The sequence below is a fragment of the Flavobacterium turcicum genome (assembly GCF_011365745.1).
In the GTDB taxonomy this organism is placed as follows: domain Bacteria; phylum Bacteroidota; class Bacteroidia; order Flavobacteriales; family Flavobacteriaceae; genus Flavobacterium; species Flavobacterium turcicum.
The window spans coordinates 142,736-160,426 of record NZ_JAAOBY010000005.1 but is presented as its reverse complement, the minus strand read 5'-3'; the positions used below and the strand labels follow the sequence as shown (position 1 = coordinate 160,426).

Annotated in this window: 14 protein-coding genes and 1 tRNA gene; 12 read left to right on the top strand and 3 right to left on the bottom strand. The window is 36.7% G+C overall.

Going from position 1 to position 17,691, the window contains the following annotated elements; genetic code table 11:
• The first annotated feature begins 292 nt into the window (after positions 1-292).
• Positions 293-5,956, top strand: coding sequence for a choice-of-anchor D domain-containing protein (locus G9Q29_RS10255; RefSeq protein WP_166136673.1), 5,664 nt, complete (start codon positions 293-295; stop codon positions 5,954-5,956).
• A gap of 87 nt (positions 5,957-6,043) precedes the next feature.
• Here the strand turns inward: G9Q29_RS10255 and G9Q29_RS10250 are convergent, their stop codons facing one another.
• Positions 6,044-6,496 (bottom strand): DUF4442 domain-containing protein, encoded by a 453-nt coding sequence (locus G9Q29_RS10250; RefSeq protein ID WP_166136670.1) that lies wholly within the window; start codon positions 6,494-6,496, stop codon positions 6,044-6,046.
• A gap of 286 nt (positions 6,497-6,782) precedes the next feature.
• Between G9Q29_RS10250 and G9Q29_RS10245 the strand changes: the two genes are divergently transcribed.
• The 5 genes from G9Q29_RS10245 to G9Q29_RS10225 all read left to right on the top strand — a co-directional run bounded on the left by G9Q29_RS10245 (position 6,783) and on the right by G9Q29_RS10225 (position 11,220).
• Entirely contained in the window at positions 6,783-7,238 is a 456-nt protein-coding gene (locus G9Q29_RS10245) for a DUF4870 domain-containing protein (RefSeq protein ID WP_166136668.1), read from the top strand.
• A 219-nt stretch (positions 7,239-7,457) separates the two neighbouring features.
• Positions 7,458-7,790 carry a PadR family transcriptional regulator gene (locus tag G9Q29_RS10240; protein WP_166136665.1) on the top strand — a complete coding sequence of 111 codons (333 nt, stop codon included), beginning with the start codon at positions 7,458-7,460 and terminating at the stop codon, positions 7,788-7,790.
• Between the two features lie 2 nt (positions 7,791-7,792).
• On the top strand, positions 7,793-9,562 hold the full coding sequence (locus G9Q29_RS10235; protein ID WP_166136662.1) for a PspC domain-containing protein: 1,770 nt from the start codon (positions 7,793-7,795) through the stop codon (positions 9,560-9,562).
• A gap of 2 nt (positions 9,563-9,564) precedes the next feature.
• Positions 9,565-10,308 carry a head GIN domain-containing protein gene (locus G9Q29_RS10230; RefSeq protein WP_166136659.1) on the top strand — a complete coding sequence of 248 codons (744 nt, stop codon included), beginning with the start codon at positions 9,565-9,567 and terminating at the stop codon, positions 10,306-10,308.
• 81 nt (positions 10,309-10,389) lie between these two features.
• On the top strand, positions 10,390-11,220 hold the full coding sequence (locus tag G9Q29_RS10225) for a GIN domain-containing protein (RefSeq protein ID WP_166136656.1): 831 nt from the start codon (positions 10,390-10,392) through the stop codon (positions 11,218-11,220).
• A gap of 80 nt (positions 11,221-11,300) precedes the next feature.
• Here the strand turns inward: G9Q29_RS10225 and trxB are convergent, their stop codons facing one another.
• Positions 11,301-12,248: a thioredoxin-disulfide reductase gene (gene trxB, locus G9Q29_RS10220; RefSeq protein ID WP_166136653.1), complete on the bottom strand. Its 948-nt coding sequence runs from the start codon at positions 12,246-12,248 to the stop codon at positions 11,301-11,303.
• A 133-nt stretch (positions 12,249-12,381) separates the two neighbouring features.
• Positions 12,382-12,456: transfer RNA gene (locus G9Q29_RS10215), tRNA-Pro, on the bottom strand.
• Between the two features lie 402 nt (positions 12,457-12,858).
• Between G9Q29_RS10215 and G9Q29_RS10210 the strand changes: the two genes are divergently transcribed.
• The 6 genes from G9Q29_RS10210 (at position 12,859) to lepB (ending at position 17,638) form a co-directional block, all read left to right on the top strand.
• The gene (locus tag G9Q29_RS10210) at positions 12,859-13,626 is read left to right on the top strand and encodes a ParA family protein (RefSeq protein ID WP_166136650.1); all 768 of its coding nucleotides are present in this window, start codon (positions 12,859-12,861) and stop codon (positions 13,624-13,626) included.
• 4 nt (positions 13,627-13,630) lie between these two features.
• Positions 13,631-14,530, top strand: coding sequence for a ParB/RepB/Spo0J family partition protein (locus tag G9Q29_RS10205; RefSeq protein WP_166136647.1), 900 nt, complete (start codon positions 13,631-13,633; stop codon positions 14,528-14,530).
• Positions 14,530-15,090, top strand: a complete 561-nt coding sequence (locus G9Q29_RS10200; RefSeq protein WP_317164738.1) for a DUF5683 domain-containing protein — start codon at positions 14,530-14,532, stop codon at positions 15,088-15,090. Before G9Q29_RS10205 ends, G9Q29_RS10200 begins: the two co-directional genes overlap by 1 nt.
• 13 nt (positions 15,091-15,103) lie before the next feature.
• Positions 15,104-15,301 carry a hypothetical protein gene (locus tag G9Q29_RS10195; RefSeq protein WP_166136644.1) on the top strand — a complete coding sequence of 66 codons (198 nt, stop codon included), beginning with the start codon at positions 15,104-15,106 and terminating at the stop codon, positions 15,299-15,301.
• A 3-nt stretch (positions 15,302-15,304) separates the two neighbouring features.
• Positions 15,305-16,003, top strand: a complete 699-nt coding sequence (gene dapB / locus G9Q29_RS10190; RefSeq protein WP_166136641.1) for a 4-hydroxy-tetrahydrodipicolinate reductase — start codon at positions 15,305-15,307, stop codon at positions 16,001-16,003.
• Positions 16,004-16,069: 66 nt separating this feature from the next.
• Positions 16,070-17,638 (top strand): signal peptidase I, encoded by a 1,569-nt coding sequence (lepB, locus tag G9Q29_RS10185; RefSeq protein ID WP_166136638.1) that lies wholly within the window; start codon positions 16,070-16,072, stop codon positions 17,636-17,638.
• Positions 17,639-17,691: the final 53 nt, after the last annotated feature.

Here is a 17,691-nt window from a genome sequence, read left to right as displayed (position 1 = left end):
TTTTTTACACTTAAAAAAAGAGACTTCTCCACCAGAGAGGTCTCTTTTTTTTTACAATTTAATTATCGCATTAAAAATCAAACCATTAAAAATATTAATAAACAAAAAATAAAATTTAAAAATTATTCTTACAAAATAAGAATAAAAGTGCATTTCAACGATTATTTTATACTTTTAAACGTTTTTTTTATAAAAGTAAGTATTTTTATTAGATAAAAAACTTCTCTAAAAAACACCAGAACAAGAGAAAGAAACTAAATACCATAAATTAATAATTAAACAATATTAAATTATGAATAAAACTCTACCTCTATTCACGTTAATAAGTACTATTTGTCTATTTGTAACCTTACAATATACTGCTTTAGCACAAACGTTTTCCTTTACTACAGCAGGACTTCATACTTTTTCTGTTCCATCAGGAGTAACTACTATACAGGCAGAAGCATGGGGCGGCGGAGGTAAAGGCGGCAGTAAAACCTCAGGCAACAGCACTTATGCCGGAGGCGGCGGAGGAGCTTATGCCCGCAAAACCATAGCCGTTTCAAATGGTACTACTTACAACTTATCGGTAGGAGCTGGAAGCAGCAGTGCTACGTCACCGGGCGGAGATTCGTGGGTAATTAACAACAGTACGCTTTTAGCCAAAGGAGGAAATACAGTTCCTAATAATGGAACGACTGGAGCAACTGGAGGCAGCAGTGTAACCAGTATTGGTGACTTAACTCTTTCGGGCGGAAATGGAGCCAATGGAGGAACTAATGGTGGCGGTGGAGGTTCATCAGCAGGAACCTTACTTCAGGGCACAACCGCGCTTTTACAATCTGGAGCAATCGCCCCAAGTGGTGGCGGCAATGGTGGTAACGGTGCTGCAGCCGGAATCGCGACGGCGGGAGTTAATCCGGGTGGCGGAGGCGGCGGAGGAAAAAACAATGATAACGGCGCTTTTGGTGCTTCAGGAAAAGTAGCTTTAACATGGCTTTGTCCTACCTATTTACTACTTTCTACCACAGCAGGGCTTCCAATTTGCGCAGGAGCAAGCAGCACAATTAACGTACTCGGTCTCGCATTAAACTTACCTTCGGGTAATTACACAGTAACTTATAACTTATCAGGAGCCAACACGGCTACAGGACTTACGGCCACTATGGCAGTTAACCTACTAGGCAGCGGAAGTTTTTCTACTACGGCACTAAACAATGCGGGAGCTACTACTTTAACCATTACAAACCTTTCAAGTGGGGTGTCACCAACTATTTGCAGTGCAACTCTTTCATTAAACAACGTTGCAAACATTACTGTGAATGCAGTACCGACCATTTCTGGCACAACTACCGGCAGCACAATAGGACCTGGCTTAGTAACGCTTTCAGCAATTGCATCAGCAGGCACTATCTCGTGGTTTAGCGCTCCTAGTGGCGGCTTAGCCCTAGGTGCAGGCCCAACTTTTATTACACCACTTATCAACACAACAACCACCTATTATGTTGAAACAAGCACTTTATCTTGTACTTCACCCACCCGAGTGGCTGTGACTGCAACAGTTGCTGAACCCGAAATTTCAATAACAGGTAATTCCTTAGCAATAAGTGATGGTGACCTCACTCCTACAACAGCCGATTGGACCAGCTTTGGATCTATGGAAATCAGCACAGGAATTATCACAAAAACGTTTACAATTTTAAATACCGGAAACGCACCACTACTTATTGGAGCCATCAGTTTTAGCGGACCCAATGCTGCTGATTTTAGTGTAAATACGTCTCCTACTTTAATAATTGCTATTGGTGCATCAAGCACATTCTCTATAAGTTTTAATCCGAGTACTGTAGGACTTAAAAATGCGACACTATCTATAGCTAACAATGATAGCAACGAAAACCCATTCGATTTCGCAATACAAGGAACAGGAATTCAAAGTTTTTTTGATAGTGATGGTGATGGTGTTTTTGACAATTTTGATATTGATGATGATAACGATGGCATTACCGACATCACCGAAGAAAATAATTGCAACAGTTCAAATGGCAGTAAAGTTGATTATAAATTTTTGAACGAAACTTTTGGTACAGGCGCACGTACCTCTAACTTTACAGCAACTTACAATGCAACTACCACTTATTGCTATGAGGATGGAATTGTAGGAACCAACACAACCGATTGCCCGTTTCAAACTTCAAAGATTTTAGATGATGGTGAATATACCGTTGTGTCAAAAATAACAGGAACAACCGCTAGCGATCCTGAAAATATCCATGGAGATTTAGCTTGGTACAATGGTGAAGATCATACACCAGGAGATACAAACGGAAGAATGGCTGTATTTAATGCAAGTTTTACTCCAGGCACTTTTTATGAAACTACTATAACTGGAGTATTGTCTAATTTACCTATAACCTACAGTTTTTGGGCGCTCAATATCATGGCAGCTAATACCTATCCCGGTTCAATTTTACCCAATATTACGGTTGAATTTTATGACCTATCTAACAATTTATTGAATACGTTTAATACTGGAGATATCGGTCGTTGTTCCAGTAATGTACTTGACAATTCTTGTACACAAGGTCAATGGATGCAGTTTTCTACTAGTGTCAATCTCGGCAATGTCAATGCTTTTACCATTCGGTTCAAAAATAATGCACCAGGCGGCGGAGGTAATGACTTGGCTTTGGATGACATCCTGATATCGCAAACATTATGCGATCGTGATGGCGATAGCGTTGCTGATCTGTTTGATTTGGACTCCGATAATGACGGAATAGAAGATGTAATTGAAATTGGATTGGGTAGCTTGAGTAATGGAAAAGGTAAAGTTGATGCCGCTTGGGTAGATATAAATTCAAATGGTTTACATGACTTGGCCGAGGCGATAGCAGCCTTACCAACCTTAGACACTGATGGCGATGGCGTTCCTAATTATTTGGATCTAGACAGCGACAACGACAGTATATTTGATGTAGATGAATCAGGTGCTGGTAATATCAATGCACTTTTAGGTTTCGAAAATGGCGATGGAGATATTAACGGAGATGGTGTGGGTGACGGTCTAGAGACAGAATCTTTTAGAAACAAAGACATGAACGGCGATGGAAATACCGAAGGATTTGGGGACGGAATTTTGGATATTTATGACTATGGAACCGGAGCTAACCAATACGGGAATTTGGGTCAAGGCAGTTTACTTGCACCCTTTTTAGACTTTTTATTAGATACAAATGGAAATGGAATTCCCAATTATTTAGACATAAAGTCAAATGGAATTACTTTCGATTTGTCACACACAGCAACTTTATATCCAAATAAAATATTAGATGCTAATAATGACGGAATTATTGATGGCGGAGCAGATATTGACAAAGATGGTATTCTAGATGCATTTGATACTAATACTACTGTTTTTGGTTCTCCAAGAGACATCAATACCAAACTATTTTTAAACTTTGACGGCCGAAATGATTTTATTCAAAGTAGCTCGCTTCTTGGCGGATTGGGTGGTGCAACACTCATGTGTTGGATTGACATCAACCCCTCGTTTTCAGCTGAAGGAATACTTTTGGGTCAAGATCAATTCCATCTCAAAATTGATGCAAGTCGTAAACTTGTAGTGACTCTAAACGGTCAAAGCATTCAAACAAGCGTTAGCTTGAATACCGCACAATGGTATCATGTAGGAGCTGTTTTTAATGGCAACTCGTTAAAGCTGTTTCTGAACGGAAATGTAGTTGGCGTACTATCCATCAGTGGTAGTATTGCTCCTGATTTATCCATCTTCACTGTGGGTAAAAATCCTTTGTTAAACTCGCAGTTCTTCAGAGGTAAAATAGATGAAATACGCGTTTTTGGTAAGGCACTTACGGATACGCAACTGCAAAGAATGGTTTATCAAGAAATTCAATCTGTTGGATCACAAATTCAGGGAACTGTAATTCCAAAAAATATTGCCAGCGGATCTGATTTGCTCTCCATCACTGACATGCTTCATTATTTCAGAATGGACACCTACAAAGACGATGTTATTGATGACTTAACTACAGTTGGCATCGATTTGATAGGCGCTAAATTATTCAATTTTAAAAACATGAATGTGCAAGAAGCTCCAATGCCCTTTATCACAGAGCGTGATGGCGATTTTTCGCTTGCGGCTAACAGTCCGACCAAAGAAGTTCGTGGTCAAGATATTATGGACCAAGACTGGTCTATTGTACATGTTAGACACAACATAACAGAATCAGCCAATACAATCGACCTTGGAATGTTTGTTGACGCGGGAAAAACAGTAACAGTTACCAATGATTCTAAATTACAAAACGATTGGTACTTGGCCCTAAACGGCAAAATTGATTTGGTAGGTATGTCACAATTAGTACAAACAGCCGAAAGCGACCTTGCTCCTACTAGTACCGGATTTATTGAGCGTGACCAACAAGGTCAAACTAACTTGTTCAATTATAATTATTGGAGTTCGCCTGTAAGCCCAATAAATGCCACGACTAATAATACAGATTACAGTGTAAAAAGTGTTTTTAAAGATGGAACTAACCCCGCAAACCCTGTTGACATTAACTGGATAGACGGATTAAATAGTTCGGCTACTGCTCCACTTAGTGTAACCCGCTATTGGCTTTACAAATTTGAAAATAATGCCAGCGCCTATGCCAATTGGATTAAAATTACTGAAAACAGTTCGCTACGTGTGGGACAAGGCTTTACCCTAAAAGGTTCAGGAGCAGGCACTGCTTTACAAAATTATACTTTTGTAGGCAAACCCAATAACGGAACTATCACAACCAATACCGTAAGTGCCAATCAACTTTTACTTACGGGAAACCCTTACCCATCTGCATTAAATGCCGTTCAATTCATTACAGATAATTTAGCTACAATTGACAATTTTGAAAACACCGGAATCAATGGTACTTTATACTTTTGGGAACACGCTTCGAATAATAACACCCATTATTTAAAAGACTATCAAGGTGGTTATGCCGTTTTTAATTTATCAGGTGGTTTGCCTCCAGTAGTACCAGAGTTAATTGCAGGCGTAGGCTTAAGTAACAAAGTACCGAAACAATTTATTCCGGTGGGTCAAGGATTTTTTGTTTATGGCAAAAGTGGCGGTGGCGGAAGTGTCAATTTTAATAATGGGCAGCGTGCTTTTCAAAAAGAAACTGCTGCAGTATCGACTACATTGTTTAAGACTAAAAACGACTCAAAAAACGCTGTCGCAAAACCTAATAATGACAATGATAGCGTACTCGCAGATACTTTTAAAAGAGTGCGCTTGGGTATCAATTCAGCAAGTGGATACCACAGGCAATTACTATTAGCTTTTATGGAAGACAAAGCAACAGACGGATTTGATTTTGGTTATGATGGTATGACAATGGATAACTTACCTGCGGATATGTATTATTTACAAGGAACAAATCCTTTAGTAATTCAAGGAGTTGGACGTTTTGATACCACTGCAAGTTATCCTTTGGGTATAAAAACAGATCGCGAAGGCCCAGTGACTTTTCTAATTGATGGAACTGAAAATTTTGATAATCAGCAAATGATGTTTATTCATGACATGAGTAACAATACCTATCATAACATTCACAATGGAAGTTTTACGGTTAATTTGCCTTTAGGGAAAATCGAAAACCGTTTTGCGTTGACATTCGCCGATAAAACTTTAGGAACTAACGACCAAGAAATTGACAATAACCAAATTACAGTAACCCATTCTCGAAGCAAAAGTCAGCTTGAAATTACGAATACCACAATAGATAATAGTGTAGAAACTGTAAAAATGTATTCCATCTTGGGTCAAATAATAGCAGAATGGGATGCAAAAGACAATGGAGTACAGCAAGGAATTTTACCAATAAAATCAGTGACTTCAGGCGTTTATATTGTTTCAGTAAAAACAACTAAAGGACAAATAAACAAAAAAATTATTATCCCGTAAAAGGAAAAAATAAACACCAATTTTAACCACTATGCTTATTATTAAATCTATCTTTTGAGGATTTAGTAATAAGCATAGTGGTTTATTTTATTTTACGCGCACGCTCCATTCAAAATCCATTTCGGATACTTGAACCCCTTTTTCGTCAATGCCAATTGATTTCATCCAGAAGGTTTGCCCCTCGCCTGTTGCAATTGTTTCTGAAATGGCTTTGGCAATTAAATGACCATCTTGGCAAGTAAAAGTAATGCGACCAGTTGCTTTTTTGGTGAAATTGCCCTTATTATTAGCTACCAACATGGATATTTTGCGGCCACTTTTTTGAATTTGAAACATGACTAAAGCACCCGTAGCAAGCTCGGCAGCCATGGCTTGCACAGCAAAATACATCGAATTAAATGGATTTTGATTGATCCAACGGTGTTTTACCGATACCACACAAGCAGATTCGTTTATACTTTGTACTCGCACTCCGCATATAAAAGCAGAAGGCAATTTAAACATCAAAAATTTATTCAGTTTTGAGGCAGTTAGAGTCATAATAACTAATTTTTAAAAATTTGTATCGAAAATATTGCAGCCATTTTACTTTACGTAAAAAGTGAACTCTTATTAGCTGCAAGATGCGTATTACTTGGTTTTTTGGCTAATATACAACAATTTACTATGCGTGCCTACTATTTTATTTTGTTAATTTTATGTTAATTTTAGGTACTATGCGAAGCAAGATACTGTCTTTTGAACATATATTTGCATAAGAAATTACTAGGTAACCTAATTTAAAAACGAAAGCCGAGTTTCAATCATCATCAAAAAAAATCAAAACATGGAAACATCATCAGAAAAAAACATTGCCACATTTACTCACTTGAGTAGTTTAACACAGTACTTTATTCCGTTTGGGAATTATATTTTCCCGATTGTTTTGTGGAGTACAAAAAAAGAGGAATCGACTTTTGTAGATCACCACGGAAAACAAGTACTTAATTTTCAATTGAGTTTGTTATTGTACTCGTTGCTATTGCTTGTAATTGCGGTACCTGCTTTTATCATTTCGGTGTTTCAAGATATGCCTTTGAGCACTTTGGTGCGCGAAAATCATTATACTATTGAGAATTTCAATTTTGAAAATCACATTGTAGCCTTAACAACAGGATTTGTTTGTATTGCTTTACTGGCAGTTTTAAAAGTTTCGGAGTTTTTCTTAATTATTTACGCTTCTATCAAAGCATCTAGCGGAGAAAAATACAAATACCCAATTACTATTCCGTTTATAAAATAAGTTTTAGAACGGGATTTTAGAAAGTAAGGATTTGGCCCCTAGCCCCGATTGCAATGGAAATCCTTTTTTAAAGTACGAAGCGCAAAGCAGCGAGCTACTTAAAAAAGATTGTAATGAAAAGCGGGAAACAGCTCCTGATAAAAAACATCAAAAATAAATCATCAATCATCAATCAAAAAATGAATCGTTTAATCAACAAAAAATCAAAAAAAAGTACTTATGAACATTGAAAACACAAAAGCACAGATGCGTAAAGGTGTTCTCGAGTTTTGCATCCTATCTGTTTTAAAAGAGCAAGATGCCTACACATCGGAAATATTAGACACTTTGAAAAACGCAAAATTACTGGTGGTAGAAGGAACCATTTATCCGCTATTGACCCGCTTGAAAAACGATGGTTTACTGAACTATCGCTGGGAGGAATCAACCTCAGGACCACCCAGAAAATATTACGGTTTAACCGAAATAGGACACACATTTTTAAAAGAACTAAGTGGCACTTGGACCGAACTTTCAGATGCCGTAACCTTAATAACCAACCAAAAACAATAGTCATGAACAAAACAGTAAATATTAACTTAGGCGGAATGTTTTTTCATATTGATGAAGATGCATACCAAAAATTAACTCGATATTTTGATGCAATTAAACGCTCTTTATCAAATTCGTCAGGACATGATGAAATTATTAAAGACATTGAAATGCGTATTTCTGAGTTGTTGAATGAAAAACAAGTGAGTGACAAACACGTGGTTGGTTTAAAAGATGTAGATGCCGTGATTGCTGTAATGGGTCAGCCAGAAGACTATGTTATTGAGGACGAAAACACTAATACTCAGCACACCTTCAATTACAATACATCTGGAAGGAAATCTAAGAAATTATATCTCGACATCGATAAAAATATGATTGGTGGTGTTGCAGCTGGATTGAGCCATTACTTCGGGATTGATGTAGTATGGATCAGAGCAATATTTGTGTTTTTGGTATTAGCTGGATTTGGAACAGGAGTACTTATTTACATAATCTTATGGATTATAGCACCTGAAGCTAAAACTACTTCTGAAAAACTTGAAATGACAGGAGAGCCAGTAAATATATCAAACATTGAAAAAAAAGTAAGAGAAGAATTTGAGAACGTTTCTGGCAAGCTAAAAAATGTAGATTATGACAAATACGGCAATCAAATAAGAACTGGAGCAAACAAAATAGGAAACTCGTTTGGAGATTTTATCATGACTATTTTTAAAATATTTGCTAAGTTTTTAGGTATCATTTTAATCCTGACTGGTGTTTCAACCTTGATCTTTTTATTAATTGGGATTTTCACAATAGGTTCAGGAGCTTTTATTGATTTTCCTTGGCAAGACTTTATAGAGGCGGGCAATTATACAGATTATCCTGTTTGGTCTTTCGGATTATTAATGTTTTTTGCAGTAGGAATTCCGTTCTTTTTCCTATCATTACTAGGTTTTAAATTGTTGGCTCCAAACATGAAATCGATTGGATCTATAGCAAAATATACCTTACTAGCTTTGTGGATTATTGCTGTTTCATTGGCCATTTCGATTGGTATTAAACAAGCAAGTGCCTTTGCAGTTGACGGACGTGTGGTTAAAAAAGAAAATTTAGCTTTACAACCAAACGATACGCTTTTCATTCAATTCAAACACAATGATTACTTTGCTAAAAATATAGACGATCGTAATGATTTTATTGTAACACAGGATTCTACAGGTACAGACATCATTTACTCAACAGAAGTGAGCATTCGAATTGAAAAAACAAACGAGAAAGTGGCTTATGTACAAATTGAGAAAGAAGCCAGAGGTAAATCGTTATCAGAAGCAAAAAACAGAGCTGAGGCAATTAAATACAACTATACCATTAACGGTAATCGCTTGGTGTTTAACAACTACTTATTAACAGAGTTAAAAAATAAATACCGCGACCAAGAAGTAGAAATCACTTTGTTTGTTCCTCAAGGCACGATGATCAAGCCAGATGCAAGCATGCAAAACTATGACAGATCTGACGATGAATTTTTTAACCTGCACTACAGTTCAGATAATTATGTATACAAAATTGGAGAAAACCAAGCCAAATGTTTGAATTGCCCAGCTGATGAGAACGAATATAACGATGTGGATACCGAAAACATATCAATCGATGTATCAAATAATGAAACTGAAAACGATAGCATTACTACTACCACTGTTCGCGTAAATGGAGAAATTATTAATGTTACCGAAAAAGGGAATCAAAAATCAGCTGGAAAAGGATTGACAATAAGTAAAGATGGTATAATCGAAAAAAGAAACTAATCATGTTAAAACTAATCACCATAATAACCAAATTTATTGCAGTAGTATTAACAGCATTGTTACTAGGCTCTTGCAATCACAACATCAACTTCAACTCGATTGAAGGAAGCGGAAATGTTACTACACAAAAACGTAACATCAGCAGTAGTTTTACTAGTATTGAGGTAAACAATTCAATTGAAGTTGTATTAGAGCAAGCTGATAAAATAGAAGTTGTGGTTGAAACCGATGACAATTTACAAGAGCACTTGACTACAACGGTTGAAAATGGAACTTTAGTGATCACGCTCGATAAAATTTCTATAAGCGACGCTAGCAAGTTAAGAGTAACAGTTAAAATGCCAACTATCGATGAATTAGAAGCTACAAGTACAGCATCAATAGAAAGCGCTAGTTTATTAATAGGTGAAAATGTACGCTTAAACACTTCGAGCGCCGGCAGTATCAATATCGAAATTGAATCGGATATGTTGTCCTGTGATAGTAGTAGCGGAAGTAACATTACTGTGCAAGGAAAAGCATTGCAAATAAAAACTAGCGCCTCAAGTGGTAGCGAAATTAAAGCCAATGAATTACTCGCCAATGAGGTAATAGCAGATGTGTCGAGCGGTGCTAGTACAAGTGTTCGCCCAATAGTATCCTTATCAGCAGAGGCCTCAAGCGGTGGTTCGATAACGTATTACAAAACTCCAAAGCGTATTCAAAAAAACACAAGCTCCGGCGGAAGCATTAGCCTTCAAGAGTAACAAATCACAAAAAGAAATGAAATCATCCATCACAAGTGGATGATTTTTTTATATTTGTTACATACCTAATTCGTTTATACTATGAAAAAATATGCCGCCCTACTTTTACTGCTTTGCTTCACAATTGCAACCGCTCAAAAAAAAGAAAAAATAAAAGGTAGTAAAATAGTCACTGTCGAAAATAGATCTATCGCTGATTTTGAACGTTTAGAAATTGAGGACAACCTAGAAATCAACCTAGAACGTGGCGAAAAAGCAGATTTGAAAATTGAAGCTGATGAGAATTTACAAGATGGAATTAAAGTAGAAGAACGCGACGGAACCTTACGAATTTACACCACCAAAAATGCCACCTCGTATAAAAAACTTTTGGTGCGCCTCAGCTATACGGGAGCCTTAAGACAAATTACGGCTAAAGGTGAAGCAAAAGTTACTGCAATACAAGAATTGTTGTTGCCTTCAATAAAATTGGATGCTACAGATAATGTTGCCCTCTTCATGAACATTAACGCAAGTAATTTTGAATACAAAGCCAATGACAAGGTTAAGGCTGAACTAAATATTAAATCTGAAAATTGTCGTTTGGAATTAAGTAAAAATGCAACTGTCAAAGCATTAATAAATGCAACTGATTTACAAATTGATCAGTACCAAAAATCAGAAGCAAAAATTGAAGGAGACGCAACTACAGCAACTATTCGCCTTGACAACAACGCTACATTGACAGCCAACAAACTTACTTTGAAAAATGTAACTTTGGTAGCTGAAGGTTACACTACAAGTTCAGTAAATGCTAGCAGCACAATAACAATTTCAGCCTCAACAAAAGCTGAAGTACAACTTATTGGCAATCCAAAAATTGAATTAAAACAATTTAGTGATGAAGCCAAATTGATTAAAAAACTAAAATAAATTCAGTGCTAAAACGCAGTTTTACAAAAAAGTCCCATTTGCTGAAGCAAATGGGACTTTTTTATTTAAAATTAACTCTTTTACTCTTGTGCAGCCAAATATCTCTCTGCATCTAGCGCAGCCATACATCCTGTTCCAGCAGCAGTAATTGCTTGACGGTAAACGTGATCAGCGGCATCACCTGCTACAAAAACACCTTCCACATTAGTTTTAGAACTTCCTGGAGTGTTAACAATGTAACCCGTTTCGTCTAAAGTGATATATTCCTTAAAGATATCTGTATTTGGCTTGTGACCAATGGCTACAAAAAATCCAGTTGCAGGAATATCGTATGTTTCGTTAGTAGATTTATTCAAAACCTTGATAGCCTCTACCACTTGACCGTCACCTAATACTTCAACAGTATCATGGTTTAGTAAAATTTCAATATTTTCCGTTTTGCGAACGCGAGCTTCCATAATTTTAGAGGCTCTAAATTTTTCGCTACGAACTAGCATAGTTACTTTTTTACAAAGTTTAGATAAATAATGCGCTTCTTCACAAGCAGAATCTCCTGCACCAACAATTACAACCTCTTGATTTCTATAGAAAAAACCATCACAAACAGCACATGCCGAAACGCCACCGCCCATTTGTAAATAATGCTGCTCTGAAGGCAAACCTAAATATTTAGCAGATGCTCCTGTTGAAATGATTACGGTTTCACAGTGTAGCTCTTTGGTTTCATTGATCCAAACTTTATGAATTGGTCCTGAAAAGTCTACTTTGGTTGCCCAACCGTCACGCACATCAGTACCAAAACGTTGTGCTTGCGCTTGAAGGCCCACCATCATTTCTGGTCCTGTAATTCCTTCTGGATTTCCTGGCCAGTTTTCTACTTCATTTGTAGTGGTCAATTGTCCACCAGGCTGCATTCCTTGATATACCACTGGATTCATATTAGCTCTAGCAGCATAAATAGCTGCTGTGTAACCTGCTGGTCCTGATCCTATGATAAGACATTTTATTTTTTCGATTGAATCTGACATAATACTTGCGATTTAATTTTGTAACAGCACAAAAGTAAGTTTTTATTATTGTAAAAAACAGAGGCTGGAATCAGTTTTTATTATCTGATTATAGAGGAATAAAAAAAAGCCGAACAAGATTGTTCGGCTTTTGTCGGGGTGGCAGGATTCGAACCTGCGGCCTCCTGCTCCCAAAGCAGGCGCGATAACCGAGCTACGCTACACCCCGAAAGCGGGTGCAAATATACAACTCTTTTTGGCTTGCGCAAGTATTTTGTTTAATATCGACTAGAAATATTTTTTATTACTATTTCAGTTAAGCCTGATTAAATTTAAAGTCGGCAGTTTTCCCTAGCCCAGATGGCAACGAAAAGCGTTGCGCAGGTTGTATGCTACTTTTTTAGACCTAAAAGAGCGACAAAAGGAAGCTCCTTTTGGGGCTTTTAAAAAGTAAATACGACTACGAAACCTTGAAGTGCACAGCTGGAATAGCTTTAAAATAAAAAAAGTAAAGACAAAAAAGAACAGTTGATGTACTACTTTTAAATCGTGGTTAATCGATTGTTAACAAAATAGATTTTCATGAACCATAAAAAATTGTATTTTTACGGTTCAAAATTCAGAAAAATAAATGGGCAAAATCATCGCGATTGCTAATCAAAAAGGAGGCGTTGGAAAGACTACTACATCGGTCAATCTTGCTGCTTCATTAGGCGTTTTAGAAAAAAAAGTATTACTAATAGATGCTGATCCGCAGGCCAATGCTTCGTCAGGATTGGGTATTGATGTAGAATCAGTTGAGATCGGTACGTATCAAATATTGGAGCACAGTCACACTCCAAAAGAAGCTGTTGTTACCTGTTCAGCTCCCAATGTGGATGTTATTCCTGCGCATATTGACCTTGTTGCTATAGAAATTGAGTTGGTTGACAAGGAAAATCGTGAATACATGCTTAAAAAAGCGCTAGAAAGTGTTCGCGAAGAGTACGATTATATTATCATAGACTGCGCACCATCGTTAGGTTTATTAACTTTGAATGCTTTGACAGCGGCAGATTCAGTAGTTATTCCTATTCAATGTGAATACTTTGCGTTAGAAGGTCTGGGAAAATTATTGAATACTATTAAAAGTATCCAAAAAATTCACAATCCAAACTTAGACATTGAAGGATTATTGCTGACTATGTTTGACTCGCGCTTGCGTTTGTCTAACCAAGTTGTTGAAGAGGTTCAAAAGCACTTTAACGATATGGTTTTTGAAACCATCATTCAACGCAATGTAAAACTAAGCGAAGCACCAAGTTTTGGTGAAAGCATTATTAACTATGATGCTACAAGTAAAGGAGCTGTAAATTACTTGCACCTTGCACAAGAGATAATAAAGAAAAACAGTAAATAATTTTATGGCACAAGCAATTAAAAAACAAGCCTTAGGAAGAGGATTATCAGCATTGTTAAAAGATCCTGAAAACGATATCAAATCCGTTGATGATAAAAATGCCGATAAGGTTGTAGGTAATATTATTGAGCTTGAAATTGCAGCAATTGAAATTAACCCGTTCCAGCCAAGAAGTAATTTTAATGAGGAATCATTACGTGAATTGGCAACTTCGATCAAGGAACTCGGGGTTATTCAACCTATTACTGTACGTAAATTAGATTTCAATAAATTTCAATTAATATCAGGGGAACGTCGTTTGCGTGCCTCTACACTTGTAGGCTTAACTACTGTACCTGCTTACATCCGAATTGCTAACGATAACGAGTCGCTGGTAATGGCCTTGGTAGAAAACATTCAGCGCCATGACCTTGATCCTATCGAAATTGCACTTTCATACCAACGTTTGATGGATGAAATTCAGTTGACGCAGGAGCAAATGAGCGAGCGTGTGGGTAAAAAAAGATCTACGATTGCCAATTATTTACGTCTGTTAAAATTAGATCCAATCATTCAAACCGGAATACGTGATGGTTTTATAAGCATGGGTCACGGTCGTGCTATCATTAATATTGAGAACCAAGATGCTCAAGCTGATATTTACCAAAAAATCGTAAGTCAAAATTTATCGGTACGCGAAACAGAAACTTTGGTAAAAAACTACCAAGAAAGTTTGAAACCAAAAGCAGCCGGTAAACCAAAAGCAGCCTCATTTGAGATTGCCGAAGATCATAAAAATGATTTTGCCTCCTATTTTGGAACCAAAGTAGATGTTAAAGTGGCTGGTAACGGAAAAGGAAAAATTACTATTCCTTTTCACTCTGAGGAAGATTTTAATAGAATTATTAAACTAATTAAAACCTAGTGTTTAAATCGTCAATCCTTGTATTGTTTCTGTTTTTACTAACGAGCGTTTCTGTTTTTGCACAAAAGAAAAACGCTACCATTTTAGTTGCAAAAGATTCTGTACAATCTAACAATATCGACCCATTAACCCCTGCCAAAGCAGCCTTTTATTCGGCTGTTTTGCCTGGTTTAGGGCAAGCCTACAACAAAAAATATTGGAAAATTCCGCTAGTCTATGGGGCTATTGGAACAAGTGTTTACTTTTATGTTGACAGCAACAAAAGGTACCGTCAGTATCGCACTGCTTACAAAGCACGACTAGAAGGCGTAGTAACTGAAGATTTAGCATTTTTAGATAACAACCGTTTGATTGCTGGTCAAAAATTTTACCAACGTAACCGCGATTTATCTGCTTTATTTATTGCAGCTTTTTATGCTTTAAATATAATTGATGCCAATGTTGATGCGGCTTTATTGCAGTTTAATGTTGATGAAAACTTATCGCTAAAACCAGTTCTTTATCCAAATGATGTAACAATGCGCACTAATGTTGGACTAACATTAAATTATCGCTTTTAAAAATTACATCGCTATGGCATTACTAGCAAATACAACTCGAAACCAATACCTGCTGCTAATAACCGCTTTGCTGGTCATAACAGTTGTAAATTATTCTGAAATCAGTCTTTTTGCACCGATTAAAATGAATGATTTTTCTTCAGGGTTTTTCTTGGGAGCGTTGATAAGCTTGGCTCCAATTGGTCTCTATTATAAAAAATTTAAAAAATAAAAAATGAAAATTGCGCTTTTAGGATACGGAAAAATGGGACAAGTTATAGAGCGAATTGCTCTTGAAAGGGGCCATGAAATCGTTTTAAAAAAAGATCAAAATAATAGCTTTGATGGACTAGAACAAGCTGATGTAGCAATTGATTTTAGTGTACCAAGCGCTGCAGCCAACAACATCAGTAGCTGTTTTCATGCCAATGTACCTGTTGTATCAGGCACGACAGGCTGGTTAGACCAATATGAAACTGTTGCTGCACTTTGCACAGAAAAAAAAGGTGCTTTTATATCGAGCTCTAATTTCAGTTTAGGAGTAAATATCTTTTTTGAGTTGAATGAATACCTAGCTAAAATGATGGCTAAATTTAATAGTTATGGCGTAAGCATGGAAGAAATTCACCATACACAAAAATTAGACGCTCCAAGTGGTACCGCCATTTCATTAGCGAAAGGAATTATTGAAAACAGCAATTACAATAATTGGACATTGGAAAATGCCGTGGCAAATGAAATCCACATTGAAGCCAAACGAATAGGAAACGTTCCTGGAACGCATACAGTGACGTACGACTCTACTGTTGATGCCATCGAAATAAAACACACGGCACACAATCGTGAAGGTTTTGCATTAGGCGCAGTTATTGCCGCTGAATGGATTGTAGGCAAAACAGGAATATTTACAATGCGCGACGTTCTAGAACTATAATCAATAAAATAACTTAAATAAAAGTAGTATCATAAAATACAGCTCTTTTACTAAAATAAATATATCATGACAGCATATCAATGGTTCGTTTTTTTCTTGATAGTACAGTTGATCCACTTTTTAGGAACCTGGAAATTGTATGTTGCCGCTGGGCGCAAAAGCTGGGAAGCAGCTATTCCGGTATACAATGCCATTGTTTTAATGAAAATAATTGGTCGACCAACTTGGTGGACCGTGTTGCTTTTTATTCCAATTATCAATTTAATTTTGTTTCCAGTAATTTGGGTTGAAACCTTACGCAGTTTTGGAAAAAAAAGTTCTTTGGATACCTTTTTAGGAATTGTAACTTTAGGATTGTACATCTACTACATCAATTACACTCAAAAATTGACGTACATAGAAGATAGAAATTTGACACCACAAACCAAAGCTGCTGATACAATTAGTTCATTATTGTTTGCCATTGTGGTGGCAACAATCGTTCATACGTATTTTATTCAACCTTACACAATCCCGACATCATCACTTGAAAAATCATTGTTAGTTGGTGACTTTTTGTTTGTAAGTAAGGTGAATTATGGCGCAAGAGTACCTATGACCACTGTTGCATTGCCAATGGTACACGATTCTATACCATTAACGCACAAAAAATCATACTTAAAATGGCCTCAATTGCCGTACATGCGCATGCCTGGCACTCAAAAAATAGAACGTACTGATATCGTGGTTTTCAACTGGCCTGTTGATACCGTTTACAGATTTTTTGACACTTCAAAACGAAGAGCTGACAAACCAATTGACAAAAAATCGAATTATGTAAAAAGATGTGTTGGTATTCCTGGTGATTCATTATCGATTAAAGATGGTTACGTATATATTGACGGCAAATTATTAACGTTGCCAGAACGCGCAAAACCGCAATTCTCATACAAAGTTGCACTTGATGGTAAAACGCCTATTGATTTAGAATATCTTTTTAAAGAACTTGATATTACTGATCGCGCTTTTTATACTAATGAAACAACAAAAGATACCATCTTCATGAGCGCTTTAACCGAAGCATCTGCAGAGGTTTTAAAAAATACTCCTGGAGTAACAGCAGTAGTTAGACAAATTGCTAAAGATGTTGATCAGGCTAACTTTGGTAAAGGTGTTTTCCCTCATGTACAAAAGTGGAATAGTGATAACTACGGACCAATTTACATTCCTGAAGCTGGGAAAACGGTAGCTTTGAACAGCGCTACGTTGCCTTTTTACAAAACGATCATTAGCGATTATGAGCAAAATGACTTAAAAGTTACAGGAGATGAAATCCGCATCAACGGAAAAGTAGCTACTACTTACACTTTTAAACAAAATTACTATTGGATGATGGGTGACAACCGCCACAACTCTGAAGATAGCCGTTATTGGGGTTTTGTACCCGAAAATCATATTGTAGGGAAACCAATTTTTATTTGGTTGAGCATTGATCCAAACGGAAAAGGATTGAATAAAATTCGTTGGGAACGCGTGTTTACCACAGTAAGTGGCGAGGGACAACCACAATCGTACCTACAATTATTTTTGATTGGATTAGTCGTTTTTTTCGTAGGAGATTATTTCTGGAAAAAGAGAAAAGCTTCAAAAGTTTAAAACTCAAATACTCAAATAAAATTCATAAAGGAAAGCAGTAGATTTCCTTTATG